General features: G+C 39.5%; 17 protein-coding genes. 15 read left to right on the forward strand and 2 right to left on the reverse strand.

Annotated elements, in window-relative coordinates; all coding sequences use genetic code 11:
• Window positions 1-36: 36 nt before the first annotated feature.
• Complete coding sequence (locus PESP_RS19310) at window positions 37-771, forward strand: substrate-binding periplasmic protein (protein WP_089349631.1); 735 nt, start codon at window positions 37-39, stop codon at window positions 769-771.
• Between the two features lie 170 nt (window positions 772-941).
• Here the strand turns inward: PESP_RS19310 and PESP_RS19320 are convergent, their stop codons facing one another.
• Entirely contained in the window at window positions 942-1,763 is an 822-nt protein-coding gene (locus PESP_RS19320; protein ID WP_089349633.1) for a thioesterase family protein, read from the reverse strand.
• A gap of 242 nt (window positions 1,764-2,005) precedes the next feature.
• Here PESP_RS19320 and dnaK point away from each other — a divergent pair, with 242 nt between their 5' ends.
• The 10 genes from dnaK to PESP_RS19370 all read left to right on the forward strand — a co-directional run bounded on the left by dnaK (window position 2,006) and on the right by PESP_RS19370 (window position 12,882).
• Window positions 2,006-3,928, forward strand: coding sequence for a molecular chaperone DnaK (gene dnaK / locus PESP_RS19325; RefSeq protein ID WP_089349634.1), 1,923 nt, complete (start codon window positions 2,006-2,008; stop codon window positions 3,926-3,928).
• A 201-nt stretch (window positions 3,929-4,129) separates the two neighbouring features.
• Window positions 4,130-5,275, forward strand: coding sequence for a molecular chaperone DnaJ (gene dnaJ / locus PESP_RS19330; RefSeq protein WP_089349635.1), 1,146 nt, complete (start codon window positions 4,130-4,132; stop codon window positions 5,273-5,275).
• A gap of 321 nt (window positions 5,276-5,596) precedes the next feature.
• Window positions 5,597-6,058, forward strand: coding sequence for a Cys-tRNA(Pro) deacylase (gene ybaK, locus PESP_RS19335; protein ID WP_089349636.1), 462 nt, complete (start codon window positions 5,597-5,599; stop codon window positions 6,056-6,058).
• A gap of 118 nt (window positions 6,059-6,176) precedes the next feature.
• Entirely contained in the window at window positions 6,177-6,581 is a 405-nt protein-coding gene (locus tag PESP_RS19340; protein ID WP_089349637.1) for a DUF1761 domain-containing protein, read from the forward strand.
• A 116-nt stretch (window positions 6,582-6,697) separates the two neighbouring features.
• The gene (locus tag PESP_RS19345) at window positions 6,698-7,066 is read left to right on the forward strand and encodes a response regulator (protein WP_089349638.1); all 369 of its coding nucleotides are present in this window, start codon (window positions 6,698-6,700) and stop codon (window positions 7,064-7,066) included.
• A 156-nt stretch (window positions 7,067-7,222) separates the two neighbouring features.
• On the forward strand, window positions 7,223-7,474 hold the full coding sequence (locus tag PESP_RS19350; RefSeq protein ID WP_089349639.1) for a hypothetical protein: 252 nt from the start codon (window positions 7,223-7,225) through the stop codon (window positions 7,472-7,474).
• A 195-nt stretch (window positions 7,475-7,669) separates the two neighbouring features.
• Window positions 7,670-7,933, forward strand: a complete 264-nt coding sequence (locus PESP_RS19355; protein WP_089349640.1) for a CBU_0592 family membrane protein — start codon at window positions 7,670-7,672, stop codon at window positions 7,931-7,933.
• A 173-nt stretch (window positions 7,934-8,106) separates the two neighbouring features.
• Window positions 8,107-9,831 (forward strand): sensor histidine kinase, encoded by a 1,725-nt coding sequence (locus PESP_RS19360; RefSeq protein ID WP_089349641.1) that lies wholly within the window; start codon window positions 8,107-8,109, stop codon window positions 9,829-9,831.
• Between the two features lie 44 nt (window positions 9,832-9,875).
• Window positions 9,876-11,345, forward strand: a complete 1,470-nt coding sequence (locus PESP_RS19365; RefSeq protein WP_245852268.1) for an SLC13 family permease — start codon at window positions 9,876-9,878, stop codon at window positions 11,343-11,345.
• Between the two features lie 118 nt (window positions 11,346-11,463).
• Window positions 11,464-12,882: a coniferyl aldehyde dehydrogenase gene (locus PESP_RS19370; protein ID WP_089349642.1), complete on the forward strand. Its 1,419-nt coding sequence runs from the start codon at window positions 11,464-11,466 to the stop codon at window positions 12,880-12,882.
• A gap of 93 nt (window positions 12,883-12,975) precedes the next feature.
• Here the strand turns inward: PESP_RS19370 and PESP_RS19375 are convergent, their stop codons facing one another.
• Window positions 12,976-13,701, reverse strand: a complete 726-nt coding sequence (locus PESP_RS19375) for a tetratricopeptide repeat protein (protein ID WP_089349843.1) — start codon at window positions 13,699-13,701, stop codon at window positions 12,976-12,978.
• 574 nt (window positions 13,702-14,275) lie between these two features.
• On the opposite strand from PESP_RS19375, the gene PESP_RS19380 reads away from it, so the two are divergent.
• The 4 genes from PESP_RS19380 (at window position 14,276) to PESP_RS19395 (ending at window position 17,727) form a co-directional block, all read left to right on the forward strand.
• On the forward strand, window positions 14,276-15,136 hold the full coding sequence (locus PESP_RS19380) for a DUF6279 family lipoprotein (RefSeq protein ID WP_089349643.1): 861 nt from the start codon (window positions 14,276-14,278) through the stop codon (window positions 15,134-15,136).
• A 299-nt stretch (window positions 15,137-15,435) separates the two neighbouring features.
• Window positions 15,436-16,455, forward strand: a complete 1,020-nt coding sequence (locus tag PESP_RS19385; protein WP_089349644.1) for an XdhC family protein — start codon at window positions 15,436-15,438, stop codon at window positions 16,453-16,455.
• 2 nt (window positions 16,456-16,457) lie between these two features.
• Window positions 16,458-17,069: a nucleotidyltransferase family protein gene (locus PESP_RS19390; protein WP_089349645.1), complete on the forward strand. Its 612-nt coding sequence runs from the start codon at window positions 16,458-16,460 to the stop codon at window positions 17,067-17,069.
• A gap of 169 nt (window positions 17,070-17,238) precedes the next feature.
• Window positions 17,239-17,727 (forward strand): (2Fe-2S)-binding protein, encoded by a 489-nt coding sequence (locus PESP_RS19395; protein ID WP_089349646.1) that lies wholly within the window; start codon window positions 17,239-17,241, stop codon window positions 17,725-17,727.
• The last annotated feature ends 5 nt before the right edge of the window (window positions 17,728-17,732 follow it).

Consider the following 17,732-nt stretch of genomic DNA (forward strand, 5'->3'; position numbering starts at 1 on the left):
ATCATAAAGCGTAGTAACGACACGTTAAAGGTCATCATGTATCACTTATTACTGTGCTTTATTTTATATTTATTATTAAGCACAAACGCCTTAGCAGCCCCACCAAAAAAGCCCATTGTTATTGCTGCAAGCGCAACCATTCCTCCGTATGTAATAGAAAAAACAGACTCAGGTATACAGCTTGATATTATTAAAGCTGCATTGGTTGAACAGGGTGTTAGTAATATTGTGGTTATTTATATGTCTAACAAACGGGCTGAACAACAGCTGCATAGCGGAGGGGTAGATATACTGCTTAACTATGCCGGTAAGATAGGCACTGGTATTTACCCTAGTAAGTCTGTTTTGAGCTATCAAAATGTGGCCATTTCACTAAAAAAGAAAAACTATAAAATAAGTACGGTTTTAAATTTAAATAATAAAAGTGTATTGGGCTTTCAAAATGCAACCGCTTATTTGCCAAGTCATTTTGCAAAACAGGTGAGCCAGTTTGCAACCTATGAAGAGGTTGTTAATCAGCGTGCACAAATTGATAGGTTAATGAAAGAGTGGGTTGATGTAATTGTACTTGATAAGCGCATTTTTTATTATTACAACAACGATTACCCGCATTCATTGCCTGTTAGTGTTCATACTATTTTTCCAAAAGCGCCAAGGCCAGCTTATTTTAATAACCCGTTACTGCAACAAACATTTGATAAAGGCCTACTTGCTATAAAGCAAAGTGGTAAATACCAGCAGCTATTAAATGTAAACGGCCAAGCTAAATAGCGTGTAATTATACCAATCCGCATAATTAAGAGATCTATTTTGAGGTTGGATAAACGTGTTGATAGCAAGGCAAAAAATTCGCTGTTTAGTTGTTCTAAATGAGAATTTTTTAACACAGATAGCGACACGTTTAGCCCCTGAAAATGATTAAGTATTATTGCGGATTGGTATTAGTCAAATAAGGCAACTGTTTGGCGGGTAAGGGCGATTAGTTCGCCTGATTGTGACCAAATACAGCCATCTTCTAATCCGTAGCCACCTTTGGCATGGTGAGTAATCGCTTCAAAACCAAGCCATTCACCTGGGGTTAGCTTAGGCTCTTGTACAAACTCTAAATACCATGACATGCTACTTGCTGGCGCAGGTTGCTTAAACATTTGTAGCAATGTGGGTGGCCAAGCATCTGTTAGTGCAATGATATGCGCTTCTGTAATGGTTTCGGGAGTGTGTTTAAAGCGCATCCAGCCGCCTAAATGCGAGGTCTCAGCAGCACTAAATGGCATAGCACCTTGTTGTGGGCATAAATCTACGTGCTGAAAAAACTCAGGCATTTGGCCTTTAATAAAAGGCAAAGTGTGGCGAGTATCAACATCTTTTAAACCCATGGTTTTAGATACTGGCACATTTACACCTGACTCTCTGTCAATTGCAAAGCATGCTTGTACAATTACGCACACTTGTTCGCTTTGAATTACTTTAGCTAAAACTTGAGTACTACTTTTACCCTGGCGTAAAATTTCTACTGACAACGAAAAAGGGGTATCGGCTAATAACGGGCCGACAAAATTAGTACTTAATGATAGTAGCCTGCGTGAAGGGTCTACTTGCTTTCTTATTGCTTGATAAAGTAATGCAGCTGAAAGGCCACCAAAAGCGGTTCTGCCTTGGCACCAATTTGCAGGAAACTGCATTGTGGCACTTTGTTGTATTGACTGAGTGTGTGAAGTGTTAGAAATAGCCGACGCTTGTTTTAATAAGTCATCAAAATGCATTGTAATAGTCCTTGAAATTATCTTTATGAGACATATATAGCACATATCAACTGGTCAGACTAGTTGTGTTAAATAGGTGCATTTGTCTTAAAAAACATCAAACCCTACTTTTATTAAGGTTTTTTGTTAAATAAATTACAAAAAATGAATTTTTTTTCATTTTTACAGTTGAATTAACTTTGTGGCATCCCTATTTACTAGTCATCGAACGTATTAACGAATTTTGAAGTTGGAGAAGATTCATGGGTAAAATTATTGGAATCGATTTAGGTACTACAAACTCTTGTGTTGCAGTACTTGATGGTGATAAAGCACGTGTTATTGAAAATGCGGAAGGCGATCGCACAACCCCGTCTATTATTGCGTACACGCAAGACGGCGAAACATTAGTAGGTCAACCTGCTAAGCGTCAAGCGGTTACTAACCCAACTAACACGTTATTTGCAATCAAGCGTTTAATTGGTCGTCGTTTTGAAGACGAAGAAGTACAACGCGATATCGGCATTATGCCGTTTAAAATCATCAAAGCTGATAACGGCGATGCATGGGTAGAAGCGGGCGGCGAAAAACGCGCTGCACCACAAATTTCTGCTGAAGTACTTAAAAAAATGAAAAAAACTGCAGAAGACTTCTTAGGTGAAGAAGTAACTGAAGCGGTAATTACAGTACCTGCATACTTTAACGATTCACAACGCCAAGCAACAAAAGATGCTGGCCGTATTGCGGGTCTTGAAGTTAAACGTATTATCAATGAGCCAACTGCTGCTGCTCTTGCTTACGGCATGGACAAAAACAAAGGCGAAAACATTGTTGCAGTTTATGACTTAGGTGGTGGTACTTTCGATTTATCAATCATTGAGATTGACGAAGTTGAAGGCGAGCACACGTTTGAAGTACTTGCTACAAATGGTGACACTCACTTAGGTGGTGAAGATTTCGATAACCGCGTAATCAACTACTTAGTAGCTGAATTCAAGAAAGATCAAGGCATTGACCTTAAAACTGATCCACTTGCAATGCAACGTGTTAAAGAAGCTGCTGAAAAAGCAAAAATTGAACTTTCATCTGCACAATCTACAGAAGTTAATCTTCCGTACGTAACTGCTGATGCAACAGGTCCTAAGCACATGAACGTGAAATTAACACGTGCTAAGCTTGAGTCACTTGTTGAAGACTTAGTAACTAAGTCAATTGAACCACTTAAACGTGCACTAGCTGATGCTGATTTATCAGTAAATGATATTAACGATATCATTTTAGTAGGTGGTCAAACACGTATGCCATTAGTACAAAAAACAGTTGCAGAGTTCTTTGGTAAAGAGCCACGTAAAGATGTTAACCCTGATGAAGCCGTAGCCGTAGGCGCAGCAATTCAAGGTGGTGTATTAGCGGGCGACGTTAAAGACGTACTATTACTAGACGTTTCTCCATTATCTCTAGGTATTGAGACAATGGGTTCAGTAATGACTGCGCTAATTGAGAAAAACACGACGATTCCTACTAAGAAATCGCAAACTTTCTCTACTGCAGAAGATAACCAATCTGCAGTAACGATTCACGTACTACAAGGTGAGCGTAAGCGTTCTAGCGACAACAAATCTCTAGGTCAGTTTAACCTAGAAGGTATTCGTCCTGCGCAACGTGGTACACCACAAATCGAAGTAACATTCGACGTAGATGCGGACGGTATCTTACATGTATCTGCTAAAGATAAAGATACAGGTAAAGAGCAAAAAATCACGATTCAAGCGTCTTCAGGCTTAAGCGATGAAGAAGTAGAGAAAATGGTTCGTGATGCAGAAGCTAACGCTGAAGAAGATAAAAAGTTTGAAGAGCTAGTAGCTGCACGTAACCAAGCTGATGCAATGGTTCACGGTACACGTAAGCAAATTGAAGAAGCTGGCGATGCCCTTCCAAGTGAAGACAAAGACGCAATCGAAGCGGCTGTAGTTGACCTTGAAGGCGCAATTAAGAGCGACGACAAAGCAGAAATTGAAGCTAAAACGCAAGCACTTGCTGAAAAGTCTCAAAAGCTTATGGAAATTGCTCAAGCTAAAGCGCAACAAGGTGGCGCGGATGCAGGTGAGCAACAGCAACAACAGTCTGCTAAGCAAGACGACGATGTAGTTGATGCAGAGTTTGAAGAAGTAAAAGACGACAAGTAATTGTTGGCTGAGCTTCTAACTAGCCTAAACATTATGATTTGCTCAGGTTTTTAGGGTAGGATGAACTTTTGAGGCGCGCAGGCTACAGCTTGTCGCGCCTTTTGCATGTATTTAAGGTTTAAAATTTTCATGATAAATCGATGTGATTTATCGGTTTATCCCGCAGCTTAGCTGCAAATAGAAAAGAGTAGTGTGATAGATATGTCAAAACGCGATTATTACGAAGTCCTCGGCGTAAGCAAAGATGCAGGCGAGAGAGACATAAAAAAAGCGTATAAACGCTTAGCGATGAAATATCACCCAGATCGTACCGCCGGTGATAAAGATCTCGAAACTAAATTTAAAGAAGTAAAAGAAGCTTACGAGATTTTAACCGACGATCAAAAACGTCAAATGTATGACCAATACGGCCATGCTGCCTTTGAACAAGGCGGTGGCGGCGGTCACGGTGGCTTTGGCGGTGGTGGTCAAGGCGATTTTGGTGATATTTTTGGTGATGTGTTTGGTGACATTTTTGGAGGCGGCGGCGGTGGTCGACGTCAATCTCGTCAGCAACGCGGATCAGACTTACGTTACAACATGGACTTAAGCTTAGAAGAAGCTGTACGTGGTAAAGACGTAGAAATTAAAGTACCAACATGGGTTAGCTGTGAACCGTGTGATGGTAGTGGTGCCAAGCCTGGCTCTAAGCCAAAAACATGTACTACATGTCATGGTGCGGGCCAAGTACAAATGCGCCAAGGTTTTTTTGCTGTTCAGCAAACCTGTCCTACGTGTCAGGGTCAAGGCCAAATTATTTCAGACCCTTGTAACAAGTGTCATGGACAAGGGCGTGTTGAGAAAACTAAAACTCTGTCGGTTAAAATTCCAGCTGGCGTAGATACAGGCGATCGTATTCGTTTAACTGGCGAAGGCGAAGCGGGCATGCACGGTGCACCTGCAGGTGATTTATATGTACAAGTATCAGTACGTGAACACCCAATTTTTGTACGCGATGGCAACAACTTGTACTGTGAAGTGCCTATTAGCTTTACAACCGCTGGTTTAGGTGGCGAGATTGAAGTACCGACACTTGATGGCCGTGCAAAACTTAAAATACCGTCTGAAACACAAACGGGCAAAATGTTCCGTATGCGTGGCAAAGGTGTTAAATCAGTGCGCAGTGGTTCACAAGGTGATTTAATTTGTAAAGTGGTAATTGAAACGCCAGTTAATTTAAATGAGCGTCAACGAGAGCTACTTAAAGAATTAGATGAGAGCATGGGTAAAGACAGCTCTAAAAATCGTCCAAAAGAGCAAGGCTTTTTTGACGGGGTTAAAAAGTTTTTTGATGACCTAACTAAGTAATTAGTAGTTTTCATTTAATAAAAAAAACGGTGCTTTTAGCGCCGTTTTTTTTGCTTAAACCAATGTGTTTATATGCTATTTTGTACCAATCCGCATAATTAAGTGATCTATTTTAAGGATGGAAAAGCGTGTTGATAACAAGGCAAAAAATTTGTTATTTAGTTGTTTTCGGCAATTGCTCCTGCATTGCCCTACCTTCTGCATCCATGCAGTCGTAAATGAGAATTTTTTAACACAGATAGCGACACGTTTAGGCCCTAAAAATGATTAAATATTATTGCGGATGGGTATTAATACTAAGTTAGTAATGGAAAAAGCGTTATGACACCTGCAATAGAAACACTTAAAAAGCTAAATATACAATTTGATGTACTTAGTTATCAGCACGAGGTAAATAATACCCACTATGGTATGGAAGCGGTTGAAAAGCTAAATCTTAACAGTGCTCAGGTTTTTAAAACCCTAGTGCTTGAAACCCACGAACAGGCGCTTATTGTTGCGCTTACAAGCGTTGATGAGCAAGTTAATTTAAAGCAACTTGCTAAATTATATAAGGCAAAAAAACTAACACTTGCCGATGCTAAAAAAGTGCACGCTAGTACGGGTTACGTATTAGGTGGCGTAAGTCCACTTGGGCAAAAAAAACGATTGAAAACCTTTATCCATAAACGTGCTTTAAATTTTACTACCATTTACGTAAGCGCTGGAAGGCGAGGTCTGGAAGTGGCGCTTAGCCCCAATGATTTAGGGCGCGCAATTGATGCAACGTTTGCTGAATTTTAAATTAAACCTGTTAGTTAGCAAAGCAACAAGCATAAATTTCATGTTTATAATTTGCTGCTTACTTCATTATTAACTACAGTCAAAATACCTTTATACACTCTTCGGTGTGGCTGTATGTATGACCTTTACGGACATTAACTTTTTCGCGGTACTTGTGGCAGCACTTTCCTCTTTTATGCTTGGTGGCATTTGGTATTCAAAAGCGCTTTTTAAAAATGCATGGTTAGAAAGTATCGGTCTTACCGAGTTAGATTTGCATTCAGCCAAGCCGACCTTAATTTTTGGTGCTAGTTTCTTTTTAGCCATGGTATCGGCATGTGTGCTTTCATTGTTTTTAGGTAAAGAGGCAGGGATAGGCGAGGGCGCGTTTACTGGATTTGCAATTGGCCTATTTTGGGTTGGTAGTTCGTTGGGGCTAAGTTATATATTTGAACAACGGCCCATAAAGTTATTTTTAATTAATGGCGGCTACCATACGCTGCAGTTTTCTTTAATGGGCTTAATTATAGGTGTTTGGCCTTAATTTTGAATTTGTGTTAATAATATACTCTTATAAGTAGTTACAGTGGGTAATCTAAGTTAATTTGGTTTTAGTTAACTTAGTGATGGCGGGCTAGCACTTTTTTGGTAAACAAAGTTATGAAAATTTTAGTTGTGGATGATATGCCATTAATGCGCCACGTTTTAATAAATATGTTAAGGCAGTTGGATTATAAAAATGTAGTTGAAGCTACCGATGGCCTACAAGCATTAAAGTTATTGCGCGGACAACATTTTGATTTAGTGATCACTGACCTGCATATGCCAAAAATGGACGGCGTAAACTTACTTGATAATATTAGAAGCGACGAGGCTCTTTCGCAGTTGCCAGTTGTTATGGTTACCTGTGAAGATAGCTCTGATGCCGTAAAACAAGTTATTAAAGCTAAAGTGTCTGGGTTTATAGTAAAACCATTTAATATGAATGTACTATCGGCGCAATTAAATCGCTTTTTTTTTAGAGATTAACGTATCCGCAAGTAACATTGCACTTCACATATTACTTTTATGCTTGGCATGTAAATATCTACCCCTTCAATGAAACTTCAGTCCCACACATCACATCTGCAATTAAAAGTGTTAAAATTCTTCCTTTAATTTGTTTCAAAGACTAAAAGAGGGCCTATGGCAAAACCAAACAAAAAAGGGCCATCAAAAACCGTCGATATTTTTTGCTCTGCATGTAAAGCACCTTTGTATAAGTATCGAAAAGGCGGAAAAGGTGCACTCGTTAAATGTTTTATTGAGCGTATAACACAAGATCATACGCTCACGCCTTGTATATGTCCTAACTGCGAACGCCCTTTTGCACGCCCAGCAACGATTAGAGGGGCGCCTGCTTATAAAATGATTGGCGGTAAAGTAACGTTTAAATAGTAATTTAAAACTCCATGCGCTAAATACTGTATTCAAATACACCTAATCCATTTAAAAATTTTAAGCGGACAATTGGCCTTGTTCCAATAATTGAGCCTGCTATACTCGCGCGGTTTTGCTGTTTCAATGATTGAAAAATACCCTCCCCAAGGATAGGGCCAGTTATTTGGGTTTTTTAAAGCAAAGGATAGACGTGTGATTGCACTCTTATTTGATATTGTAGGTATGGCGGGTACTTTCTTAGTAGTTGGTGCGTTTTTTTTATTACAACTTAACAAAGCATCACCCACAGGGTTAATGTACAACATAATGAATTTAACTGGCGCAATATTGCTGTTAATAAGCTTATGTTATAACTTTAACCTAGCGAGCTTTGTAATCGAAATTTTTTGGATTGCAGCGTCGTTAATTGGGTTATTTAAGTACGTTAAAAATAAGCCTACTTTAGCAACAAATTAATTACTTTATAGTTGCTACTTACACTTACTGTTGCGAGTCAGCCCTGACTTGCAGCAGTTTATGAATTAATTAAGATTTATTGCATTTGTTAACACGAAGTTTCTGTTGTTAGTGCTCATAACCCGTTAAACTAGCGCCCTAAAATTTTGTAGCTATTTTGTTGTGAGCTGGGCATGTTCTCCTTTTCTAAAAAACTTCTTATTATTTTCGTTCTTCTTTTGATTTTACTCTCAATAGTTTTTTGCTATGGGCGTACGCATTTTTATAATCAAGCAGAGCAAAAAGCAACCCAACAAGCTACGCAGTTAAAGCATTATATTGATACCGAATTAACGCGCTTTTCAAAAATTCCGCAGTTGTTAACGTATAACAATCCGGTTATTGATTTTGTGAGCACTGAGCAAAATAATGATAAGGCAATTAATAACTACTTAGCTGATATTCAGCAAGCTAGCGGTGCCTCAGACATCTATATTCTTGATTCCCAAGGTGCGGTTATTGGCAGCAGTAACTGGCAAGCAGACCACACATTTTTGGGCAGCGACTTATCGTTTAGGCCATATTTTAAACGCGCTTTTGCTGGCGAAAAGGTGGCATATTTTGCACTTGGCATGCGAACTAAAGAGCGTGGTATTTACTTCTCACAAGCAATTTATAACGATAGTAAAGCTGTGGGCGTGATTGTTTTAAAAGTAAATGTAAATAAATTTGAAAGTGATCGGCAGCTTTTAAATACCTCCCACGGCAGCCACTTTTACGTGCAACTAGCTGACAGTGTACTCGCTATATCCGACATGCAAACTTGGCGTTTAAATACATTTTCGGCACTTGATATTACACAGCGACGAGATATTTCACAGCGCCGCGCATATCTAGATCACCAACCTGAGCTAATTGCGCATTCTAATTACACATCGCAGCGTCTTAACTTTAGAACGATAACTGATCGTAATTATCTTGCGGTGGAAGAAAAGTTACGCTTTTTAGATGCCACTTTGACAGTGTTGGTGGATGTGTCTAATGCTAACTTGGCTCAGCTTCCTAGGTTAATTGGCTTTATTGTGGTGTATTTAATTATTATTGCACTAGGGTATGGGGTATTAAGGCGTTTTGCTGGGGTTAAAAAGCTCGTTTATTCTCACCATAGTTTAGATAAAGAGCTAAATGCCCATACCCAAGCTTTTGAGTCGCAACAAGCAGCGTTAGTTCAATCAACAAAATTGGCTACCATTGGCCAATTGAGCATGGGGTTTAATCATGAAATTAATCACCCGCTTAATACCATTAATACATATTTAGCCAGTGCAAAAAGGTTGCTTGCAAAAGGTAAGTTTGAAGCGCTCAACGAAAACTTACAATTGATTGAGACTTTAGTTGCTCGTGTTCACAAAATAGTAGAGCAGTTAAATTACTTTAAAGATTCATCAGTTACAAATATCACGGCGCTGCCTTTACATGATGCAGTGTTCAATGCAATTGAAATTAATAAAGCTCAGCTAAAACAAGATAATATTAGTTTAATTGAGCCGCAGATTGATAAAAGCATAAAAGTACTTGTAGATCGTACCTGCTTTGAAGAGGTGCTCGTAAATTTAATTGCCAATGCCAGCCAAGCCATGCAAGGCTGTATAAATCGAGAATTAAGCTTTGCAGTAAGTAGCGCAGATGGCCATGCAAAATTTTCAATTAAAGATACAGGCCCAGGCATTGAAATACATAACATAGAAAATATATTCGAGCCTTTTTACAGTACTAAGTCGGTAGATGGTTTAGGGCTAGGGTTGTCTATTTCTAAGCAAATTATCTCAGCGTTTAATGGCACACTAACCGCTCAAAACCTGGCACATGGTGGAGCTGAATTTATCATAACCGTGCCTTGCGAAGACCCAACTAGCTAATTACCTCGTTTAAGTATACATAATTTATAAGGATATAAAACACGATGAATGAGCAAGCAACAATAAAACAAAGCGAAGGTAGCAAGATGAGTCTGCTTTGGTTGCTGCTTGGCCCTTCGATAATGTTGATAGCCTGTATTATTGAGCCCCCTTTTGGCATGTCTGCAGCTGCAATTAAAACAGCTGCGCTGACTTTTTGGATGGCGTCGTGGTGGGTAAGCGAGGTAGTGCCTATTGCAGCCACTGCGTTACTCCCCGTTGTTGTTTCGCCTTTGGTAAGTATTGGCACCATTAAACAAGTCACAGAGCCGTATGCGCACCCACTAATATTTTTATTTTTAGGTGGGTTTTTAATATCCATAGCAATGGAGCGTTGGGGGTTACATAAACGTATAGCGTTAAAAACTATGCTGCTTGCGGGTACAAAACCTAGTTATCAAATTTTAGCAATGATGCTGGTTACTGCGTTTTTATCTATGTGGATGTCAAATACTGCCACAGCAGTGATGATGCTTCCCATCGCTCTTTCAGTTACTCATTTGGTTAAGCAAACAAACCCAAAAAATACCGGCTTTGGAACTGCTATTTTATTAGCCATAGCGTATGGCGCAAGTGTAGGTGGAATTGCAACATTAATTGGCACGCCGCCAAATGCACTAATGGCTGCCTACTTGTCTGACACGTACAATATTGAAATTGGTTTTGCAAAGTGGATGCTTGTAGGTGTACCACTTAGCCTATCAATGCTAATTGTTATATGGGTTTGGTTGACTAAGTTTGCGTATCACGTTGACAGCGATAGCAGTGCCAGTGAGGTTGATACAAAAATGCTTTTTAAGCAGCAACTAAATCAGTTAGGAAAAATACACAGCGCAGAAAAACGTGTGTTGTGCGTATTTACCCTCGCTGCATTTTGCTGGATGTTTAGGCCAATAATTGCCGAAGCTACTCAATTACAACTTTCCGATACGGGAATAGCTATTGGCGCTGCACTGCTATTATTTATTTTACCGGCCAATAAACAAGGCTCAGAGCGAATCCTTTCATGGCAGCACGCTGCAACGGTACCTTGGGGAGTGTTAATTTTGTTCGGCGGTGGGCTAAGCTTAGCGTCGCAAATTAACTCATCTGGATTAGCCAAATTTATTGCAACGTTAATACAAGGGGCTGATGCAGTACCACTTGTTTTAAGTGTGTTAGTTATAGTGGCTCTCATTATATTTTTAACTGAAATTACCAGTAATACAGCGACAGCTGCAGGGTTTTTGCCACTATTAGGTCCGGTTGCTGAGTCAATTACAGGCTCTCCTTTAGTGTGGGTTATACCTGCTGCACTGGCTTGTAGTTGCGCATTTATGATGCCAGTAGCGACGCCTCCAAATGCTATTGTATTTGGCTCTGGGCAAATAAAAATGCAGGATATGATTAGGGCGGGGTTTGTACTTAATATTGCAGCTATTATGCTTATAACCTTTGTTACTATGGTCATTGCGGCGAGGGTTTTTAACTTTTAATCCTAGTTTTTGATTATTTGTTACTATAAAAACAGCCGATTGTAGACGATTAGTGTTATTGCTCGATAAACCGAACAGCGCTATAGTCTTAGCAATGTTTTTACTCGAGTAATACTTTTTGAACCCTGACTCAACACACACATCATCATTAACCACAGAATTTAGCGAGCTACAAAATAGCTTTTCAAACAATCCCTACCCACCAATCGAAAAGCGCTTAGCTTTGTTAAAAGTAGTGCGTGGGCGAATTGTGAAACTTGAGCAAGAGCTTGTAGACGCAGCTTCGAAAGATTTTGGTTACAGAACCGCCTTTGATACCCTACTTGGTGATATTCTTCCTACTGTACAAGGTTTAGCACACATAATAAAAAAGCTGCCTAAATGGGCTAAACCCAGTAATCGCTCAGTGGGGTTAAGTTTATGGCCTTCAAAAGTCAGTGTGAGTTATCAGCCCTTAGGCGTTGTTGGGGTTATTGCCCCATGGAATTATCCTATTCAGCTGGCCTTAGTTCCTGCAATAACGGCATTGGCTGCGGGCAATAGAGTGATGCTTAAGTTAAGCGAATTTACCCCACATACTAACGCAGTGATCGAAAAAATATTTACGCAAGAGTTGCACGCACATTGCAAAGTGATAGTAGGTGGAAGCGACGTAGCGAGTGAATTTTCGTCATTGCCTTTTGCTCATATGCTTTTTACTGGTTCAACATCAGTGGGTAAGCTTGTTATGGCTGCGGCGAGTAAAAACTTAACGCCTGTAACACTTGAGTTAGGCGGGAAGTCGCCGGCAATAATTACCGAAGGCGCTAATATTAAAAAAGCGGCGCAAACCTTATTGTTTGGCAAAATGGCCAATGCCGGGCAAATTTGTGTCGCACCCGACTATGTGTTTGTGCCTAAAGCATTAGAGCATCAACTTATTCAGCAGATATGTGAGCTTTATAAAAAGCACTTTAAAGATGGCGTTGAAGGGAAAAACTTAACCTCTATTATCAGCGATGCACATTACTCCCGATTAGAAGGTTATTTAACTCAGGCAGAAAAACTCGGTGCGCATGTTATAAAGCCACTGGAGCAAAACCAGCAAGATCAGCAAAAACATAGAATGGGATTACACATAGTTACTCAGGTCAGTGATGAAATGACACTGATGCAGGATGAATTATTTGGTCCTATTTTACCTATAAAAACATATGAAAAACTTGACGATGCCATTACCTACGTTAAAGCTCACCACCATCCTTTGGCACTTTATATTTTAGGGCAAGACAAGCGCGCACAAGATTATATTATGCAGCAAACATTAAGCGGTACTGTTGCTGTAAACGACGCACTGGTGCAAGTAACTGCCGACGATGTGCCATTTGGTGGTGTAGGGCATTCAGGAATGGGGCATTACCATGCTAAGGAAGGGTTTTTAACGTTTAGCCACGCAAAAAACACACTCGTATCGAGTTCATTTAATCCGCGCACAGCTCTTTTATTAAAGCAGAGCAAACTCATTATTAAGTTGCTCAAATTTTTATACATTAAATAAAATTAAAGGGCTAATACAATAAATGTATTAGCCCTTATTTTTATATGCTCAGTTTAATTAGGGCTATGGTTAAAGCCCTATAATTTAAGTGGGCTAAAATAAGCGGCCTTCACCTGCATATGTGCCGGCGAGTATTTTTTCATAAATTTTGTCGGCTTTTTCTTTTGCTTCTTCAACTTCTTTAGGTAGCATTTTTTGCTCATCGAGCTTGCGGCTGTGGCTTGCTTGCATATTTCCATTGTATTCAGCAATGGTATTCCACACGTACGATTTTTCTAGGTCTTTGGGCATGCCTAAGCCTTCAAAGTACATTAATGCTAAATTAAATTGTGCCAGCGAGTAGTTATTTGCTGCCGCTTTTTCATACCAGGTTCTGGCTTGTTTGTAGTCGCGCGAGACGCCTTCGCCATTCGCGTACATAACGCCTAAATTAAATTGAGCGGCTGGTAGGTTTTTTTTAGCTGCTTTTTCAAATAAGGTTACGGCCATTTGCTTATCAAGCTTTACGCCTTTTCCTTCATCGTATAAAACAGCTAATGCAAACATAGAATCGGCGTGGTTCTTTTTAACGCCTTCTTTATAAAGCTCTGCGGCTTTAAAGTAATCGCGTGTAACACCATAGCCACCTTCGTACAGTTTACCTAATTCGTAAATACCAGGTGCAAAACCTTTATCAGCTAAGTATTCAAATTCTTTCAGTGCAGTTGCAAATTCGCCTTCGTTGGCTGCTCTTATTCCGTCTTCAAGAGTTGCATGCGCAAGCGGGCTTGAAAGTAAAATGCCAGCAAGTATTAATGATTTTAAATTAATGTGTGACATAGCCATGTCTCCAATAGGTAATCGTTGCAATGTGTTGATTAAAACCTGTTTTATTGCAACACTTTGTACTCGCTAACCATTAGCTACGTATAAGGTGATGCAAATGCCTGAGACTAAGTTATTGCATAATCAAAACTTAGTTAAGCTGTGGTGATAATTATAGCTCAAATCGTCATAAATTTTATTATTACGTTTAAGTTTATAAGCGTAAGATACAGATATTACAGAAAATTTAAAGAAGTAAAAAAGCGCTAACCAAGGTTAGCGCTTTTATGGCCATATTAACCGTCACTAATATGAGCAATGTAGCAAGTAGATGTGAACTTTTATGCAATCACTTGGGTCGAGTAAGTAATCGTGGATAAGCAGTCACGTGCTTTAAACAAAATATCAGCATCCATGCTGTATTTCTTCCCTGGGCACTGAGGTCGTTACACTTTGTTTATGCGATTAATTATTATTTAGATTTGGTGGGGTGTCAACACTAATTGGTAATAATAATTGTTATCAATTGGTGTTTGAGTGTGTTTGGTCAGTGTGTTTTTATTAACTGTATGTTTTGTTAAGGTTTTTAATGTTTAAAATAATAAATAAAAAATTTACTCGCGCGTTGGTTGTATTGAGCATGCTCTTTTTATGTAGTTGCTCGGCATCGTTTACTTATAATAATTTAACTTGGCTGTCGTCATTTTGGGTTGATGACTACATAGATTTAAATAAACAGCAAAATAAACAACTAAAAAGTATTATTACAACTACTCAGCAGTGGCATCGCAGTACCCAGCTACCTGCTTACAAGCAAGGTATTACTAATTTAAAAAGCCTGTTTAATCAGCAGCTCAATTACTCTCAGCTTAAAGAGCAAGTTGTATTTGCCAGAGCTCACTTTACTAACTTACTTGAATACGCAAATTTACCGTTAGCTCAATTAGGTTTAACACTCTCATTGGCTCAAAAAGAGGAGTTAATTAATAGTATTCAAGAGCAAATTAATGAAGAACAAGAAGAGTTTAAACAGCAAACAGCGAGTGAGCGAAAAAGTGAGCGCCTAGAGCGACAGCTTGATTACTATCAACAGTGGTTAGGTAAGCTTAGCGATACTCAAACGGCGCTTATAAGCACTGCTAATAATAAGCATCATGACTCTAAAGCACTCTGGCTTTTATACAAACAAACGCGGCTAAATGCCGCAGAAGGTGTTTTAACCAACAACACATTAAACGATAATGAGTTTGTTGAGCAGTTGAGCTTTGTAATTAAAGAGCGTGACGCTTTTATGAGCGATGAGCTAATAAATAGTAATGAGGCTAATCTTGATTTATATGTCAATTTGCTACTTGAATTAAATACAACATTAAGCGCAAAGCAACGTGAAAATGTTAATGATGAATTCGATGAACTCATCGATACGCTCACCGACTTAATAAACGATTAAGTTATTAAGTCGGTGTATTTATCACCGCGTTGCTTTTAAAAACATCAAGGCTGAGCACAAATCAGCCAAACACACCCACTTAAAAGTTTATCGCTTATTATGTGTGGTTTATAGATGCTAAGATAATGTTTTATAGTTAAAAACTATCCCACCTGATCGGTTTTAAAATTTATCTCGTACGCTTGTCTCGTTTATTTGTTGCTTGACTATCCTGCCTTTTTCAATAAATGTAGAAAAAAGTAACATCCATTACGCTTAACTAGGCGTGCACATATAAAGGTTTGTAATGGTAACAACTTATGGTTACTGATTTAAAAAGTATGCTAAATACCTGGTACCCGCTGCGTGATGAGCAGCAATGGGTACTTGCTACGTTGTACCGCATTGAGGGCTCAAGCTATCGAAAGCTGGGTGCTATGATGCTAATTTCAAGCTTAGGGCAACGCTTAGGTATGCTCTCTGGTGGTTGTTTAGAGGCCGACATTCAGCGTCACGCTAAACAAGTTATGACTTCATTAAATTCAAAAACAATTACTTATGATGCAACCGATGAAGACGATTTAACGTTTCAGCTTGGTATTGGCTGTGGTGGAATAGTCCACATAGTGTTACAGCCGGTGCATAGCAACAACGGTTATTTGCAATTAACAGATATGTTTAATGCGCTTAAAAATAAACTTGCGGGGCATTATTTACAGCAAATAAGCCCGTTAGCCGTAACGGGAGCTGGGCTGTTTAGCCCAAGTAGCAGTAGCAACGATTTATCACTTAATCGTAAAGCGCAACTCATCGATATGGATAACAGCCAATGGTTACAGGTAGCTATTAACCCGTCTCCACATTTACTTATTGTTGGGGGGGGAGCTGATGCCATAGCGGTTTACGCATTTGCTAAGCAATTAGGTTGGATGGTGAGTATTTGGGATAGCCGAGCTGCTAATGCCAAAAGGCAATATTTTCAAAATGCAGATGCTATTTTACGAATTCCTCCTGCTGAACTTAAACAATATTGCGAAGATAATAAAGTAGATGCCGCTATTTTAATGGCGCACAGTGTAGAGCTAGACTCACAGGCATTAGCCGCACTTACCCTCAGCCCACTAAAATACATTGGTTTACTTGGTCCTAAACACCGCAGAGCACAAGTATTTGACCATGCAGGTTGCAACGTTCAAGATGTAAAAGCCCCTGTATTTGGCCCTGTAGGGCTAAATTTAGGCGGGGATTCCCCAGAGAGCATTGCGTTGTCGCTCATTAGTGAGATACACGCCGTGCTGTCAAATAAAGATGCAACATCATTAAGTAACTGGGGCAATTAATAGTGCGTATTGCGCGTGTAATTTTAGCCGCTGGGCAATCCTCTCGGTTTAATGGCTGTAAACTCATAGCCGATGTTGGTAATGCACAAACTATGATTGCCCGTGCGGTTGATACGTTTAAAAGCGATGATGCGTTACCCACCTATATAATAAGCGGCGTTTGGCATAGCGAAATAACATACGTACTGGCCGATTATAAAAATATAAAAATAATACATAATCCAAAGTGGCAAGAGGGCTTGGGGAAGTCCATTGCAGTAGCTACAGAAGTAATAACGAATACACAACCCGTTGATGGCATTTTATTTATGTTAGCTGATCAGGTTGAGCTTAAATCTGAGCATATAAATACGCTACTCAATGCGTTTGGAAATAAGCCAACGCGTTGGTGCGCTGATTATGGTGAGCGTATAGGCGTACCTGCTATTTTTCCGGCTGCTGATTTTAAGTTATTAAAGGCACTGAGTTGTGATAAAGGCGCACAGCATTTATTGCGCCACACAGATGCAGAAGTAAATACGATAAAGCTTTCAGATGCGCGCATTGATATAGATACACAACAGCAACTTCAACAGTTTATACAAAGTAAAAATGCATTGGCATGCAACAAGTAAATACAAGGAAATAGCCTAAACTTAATCAAGGCCGTTTACTGCATACATTGGCGGCAATCTTTAACGTAAGAAACTCTTACTCAATACACACGTATAAAAGTAACTATACAGGGTCAATAGTTACTTCAACTTTATCTAATTGATATAAAGCTTAATCAAGGGGCAAGCTATGGTGACGTTTACAGTAAATGGCAAGGTGGTTGAATCACAAGCAAGTGCAGATACACCGTTGCTTTGGGTCATTCGCGATGAAATAGGGTTAAAGGGCACCAAATTTGGTTGCGGCATTGCAATGTGTGGGGCATGTACCGTGCACTTAGATGGGCAAGCTACACGTTCGTGTGTATTACCTATAGGTGCTGTAGCAGGTAAAAACATTACCACAATTGAAGGCCTTAATAATGAGCACCCATTGCAAAAAGCATGGGTAGATGAGCAAGTACCACAATGTGGTTACTGCCAATCAGGGCAAATTATGCAAGCGGCTACGTTATTAGCGGCTAACCCTAATCCAACAGATGAAGAAATAGTGAATCATATGAACGGCAACTACTGCCGCTGTATGGCGTACAAGCGTATTAAATCAGCTATACAGCGTGCAGCTGATGAATCGCAAAGTGCAGTTCAAATGTTTAACCCCAAAGAGCTAGACGTGTAACTGGA

The organism is Pseudoalteromonas espejiana DSM 9414 (assembly GCF_002221525.1).
GTDB classification, from domain to species: Bacteria; Pseudomonadota; Gammaproteobacteria; order Enterobacterales; family Alteromonadaceae; genus Pseudoalteromonas; species Pseudoalteromonas espejiana.

Bases quoted from the DNA above. Each gene is read 5' to 3' on its own strand.
- PESP_RS19395 (WP_089349646.1), top strand. From the start codon at position 17,239: ATGGTGACGTTTACAGTAAATGGCAAGGTGGTTGAATCACAAGCAAGT.
- PESP_RS19350 (WP_089349639.1), top strand. From the start codon at position 7,223: ATGGCAAAACCAAACAAAAAAGGGCCATCAAAAACCGTCGATATTTTT.
- PESP_RS19360 (WP_089349641.1), top strand. From the start codon at position 8,107: ATGTTCTCCTTTTCTAAAAAACTTCTTATTATTTTCGTTCTTCTTTTG.
- PESP_RS19385 (WP_089349644.1), top strand. From the start codon at position 15,436: ATGGTTACTGATTTAAAAAGTATGCTAAATACCTGGTACCCGCTGCGT.
- PESP_RS19365 (WP_245852268.1), top strand. From the start codon at position 9,876: ATGAATGAGCAAGCAACAATAAAACAAAGCGAAGGTAGCAAGATGAGT.
- PESP_RS19345 (WP_089349638.1), top strand. From the start codon at position 6,698: ATGAAAATTTTAGTTGTGGATGATATGCCATTAATGCGCCACGTTTTA.
- dnaJ (WP_089349635.1), top strand. From the start codon at position 4,130: ATGTCAAAACGCGATTATTACGAAGTCCTCGGCGTAAGCAAAGATGCA.
- PESP_RS19340 (WP_089349637.1), top strand. From the start codon at position 6,177: ATGACCTTTACGGACATTAACTTTTTCGCGGTACTTGTGGCAGCACTT.
- PESP_RS19380 (WP_089349643.1), top strand. From the start codon at position 14,276: ATGTTTAAAATAATAAATAAAAAATTTACTCGCGCGTTGGTTGTATTG.
- dnaK (WP_089349634.1), top strand. From the start codon at position 2,006: ATGGGTAAAATTATTGGAATCGATTTAGGTACTACAAACTCTTGTGTT.
- PESP_RS19310 (WP_089349631.1), top strand. From the start codon at position 37: ATGTATCACTTATTACTGTGCTTTATTTTATATTTATTATTAAGCACA.
- PESP_RS19375 (WP_089349843.1), bottom strand. From the start codon at position 13,701: ATGTCACACATTAATTTAAAATCATTAATACTTGCTGGCATTTTACTT.
- PESP_RS19320 (WP_089349633.1), bottom strand. From the start codon at position 1,763: ATGCATTTTGATGACTTATTAAAACAAGCGTCGGCTATTTCTAACACT.
- ybaK (WP_089349636.1), top strand. From the start codon at position 5,597: ATGACACCTGCAATAGAAACACTTAAAAAGCTAAATATACAATTTGAT.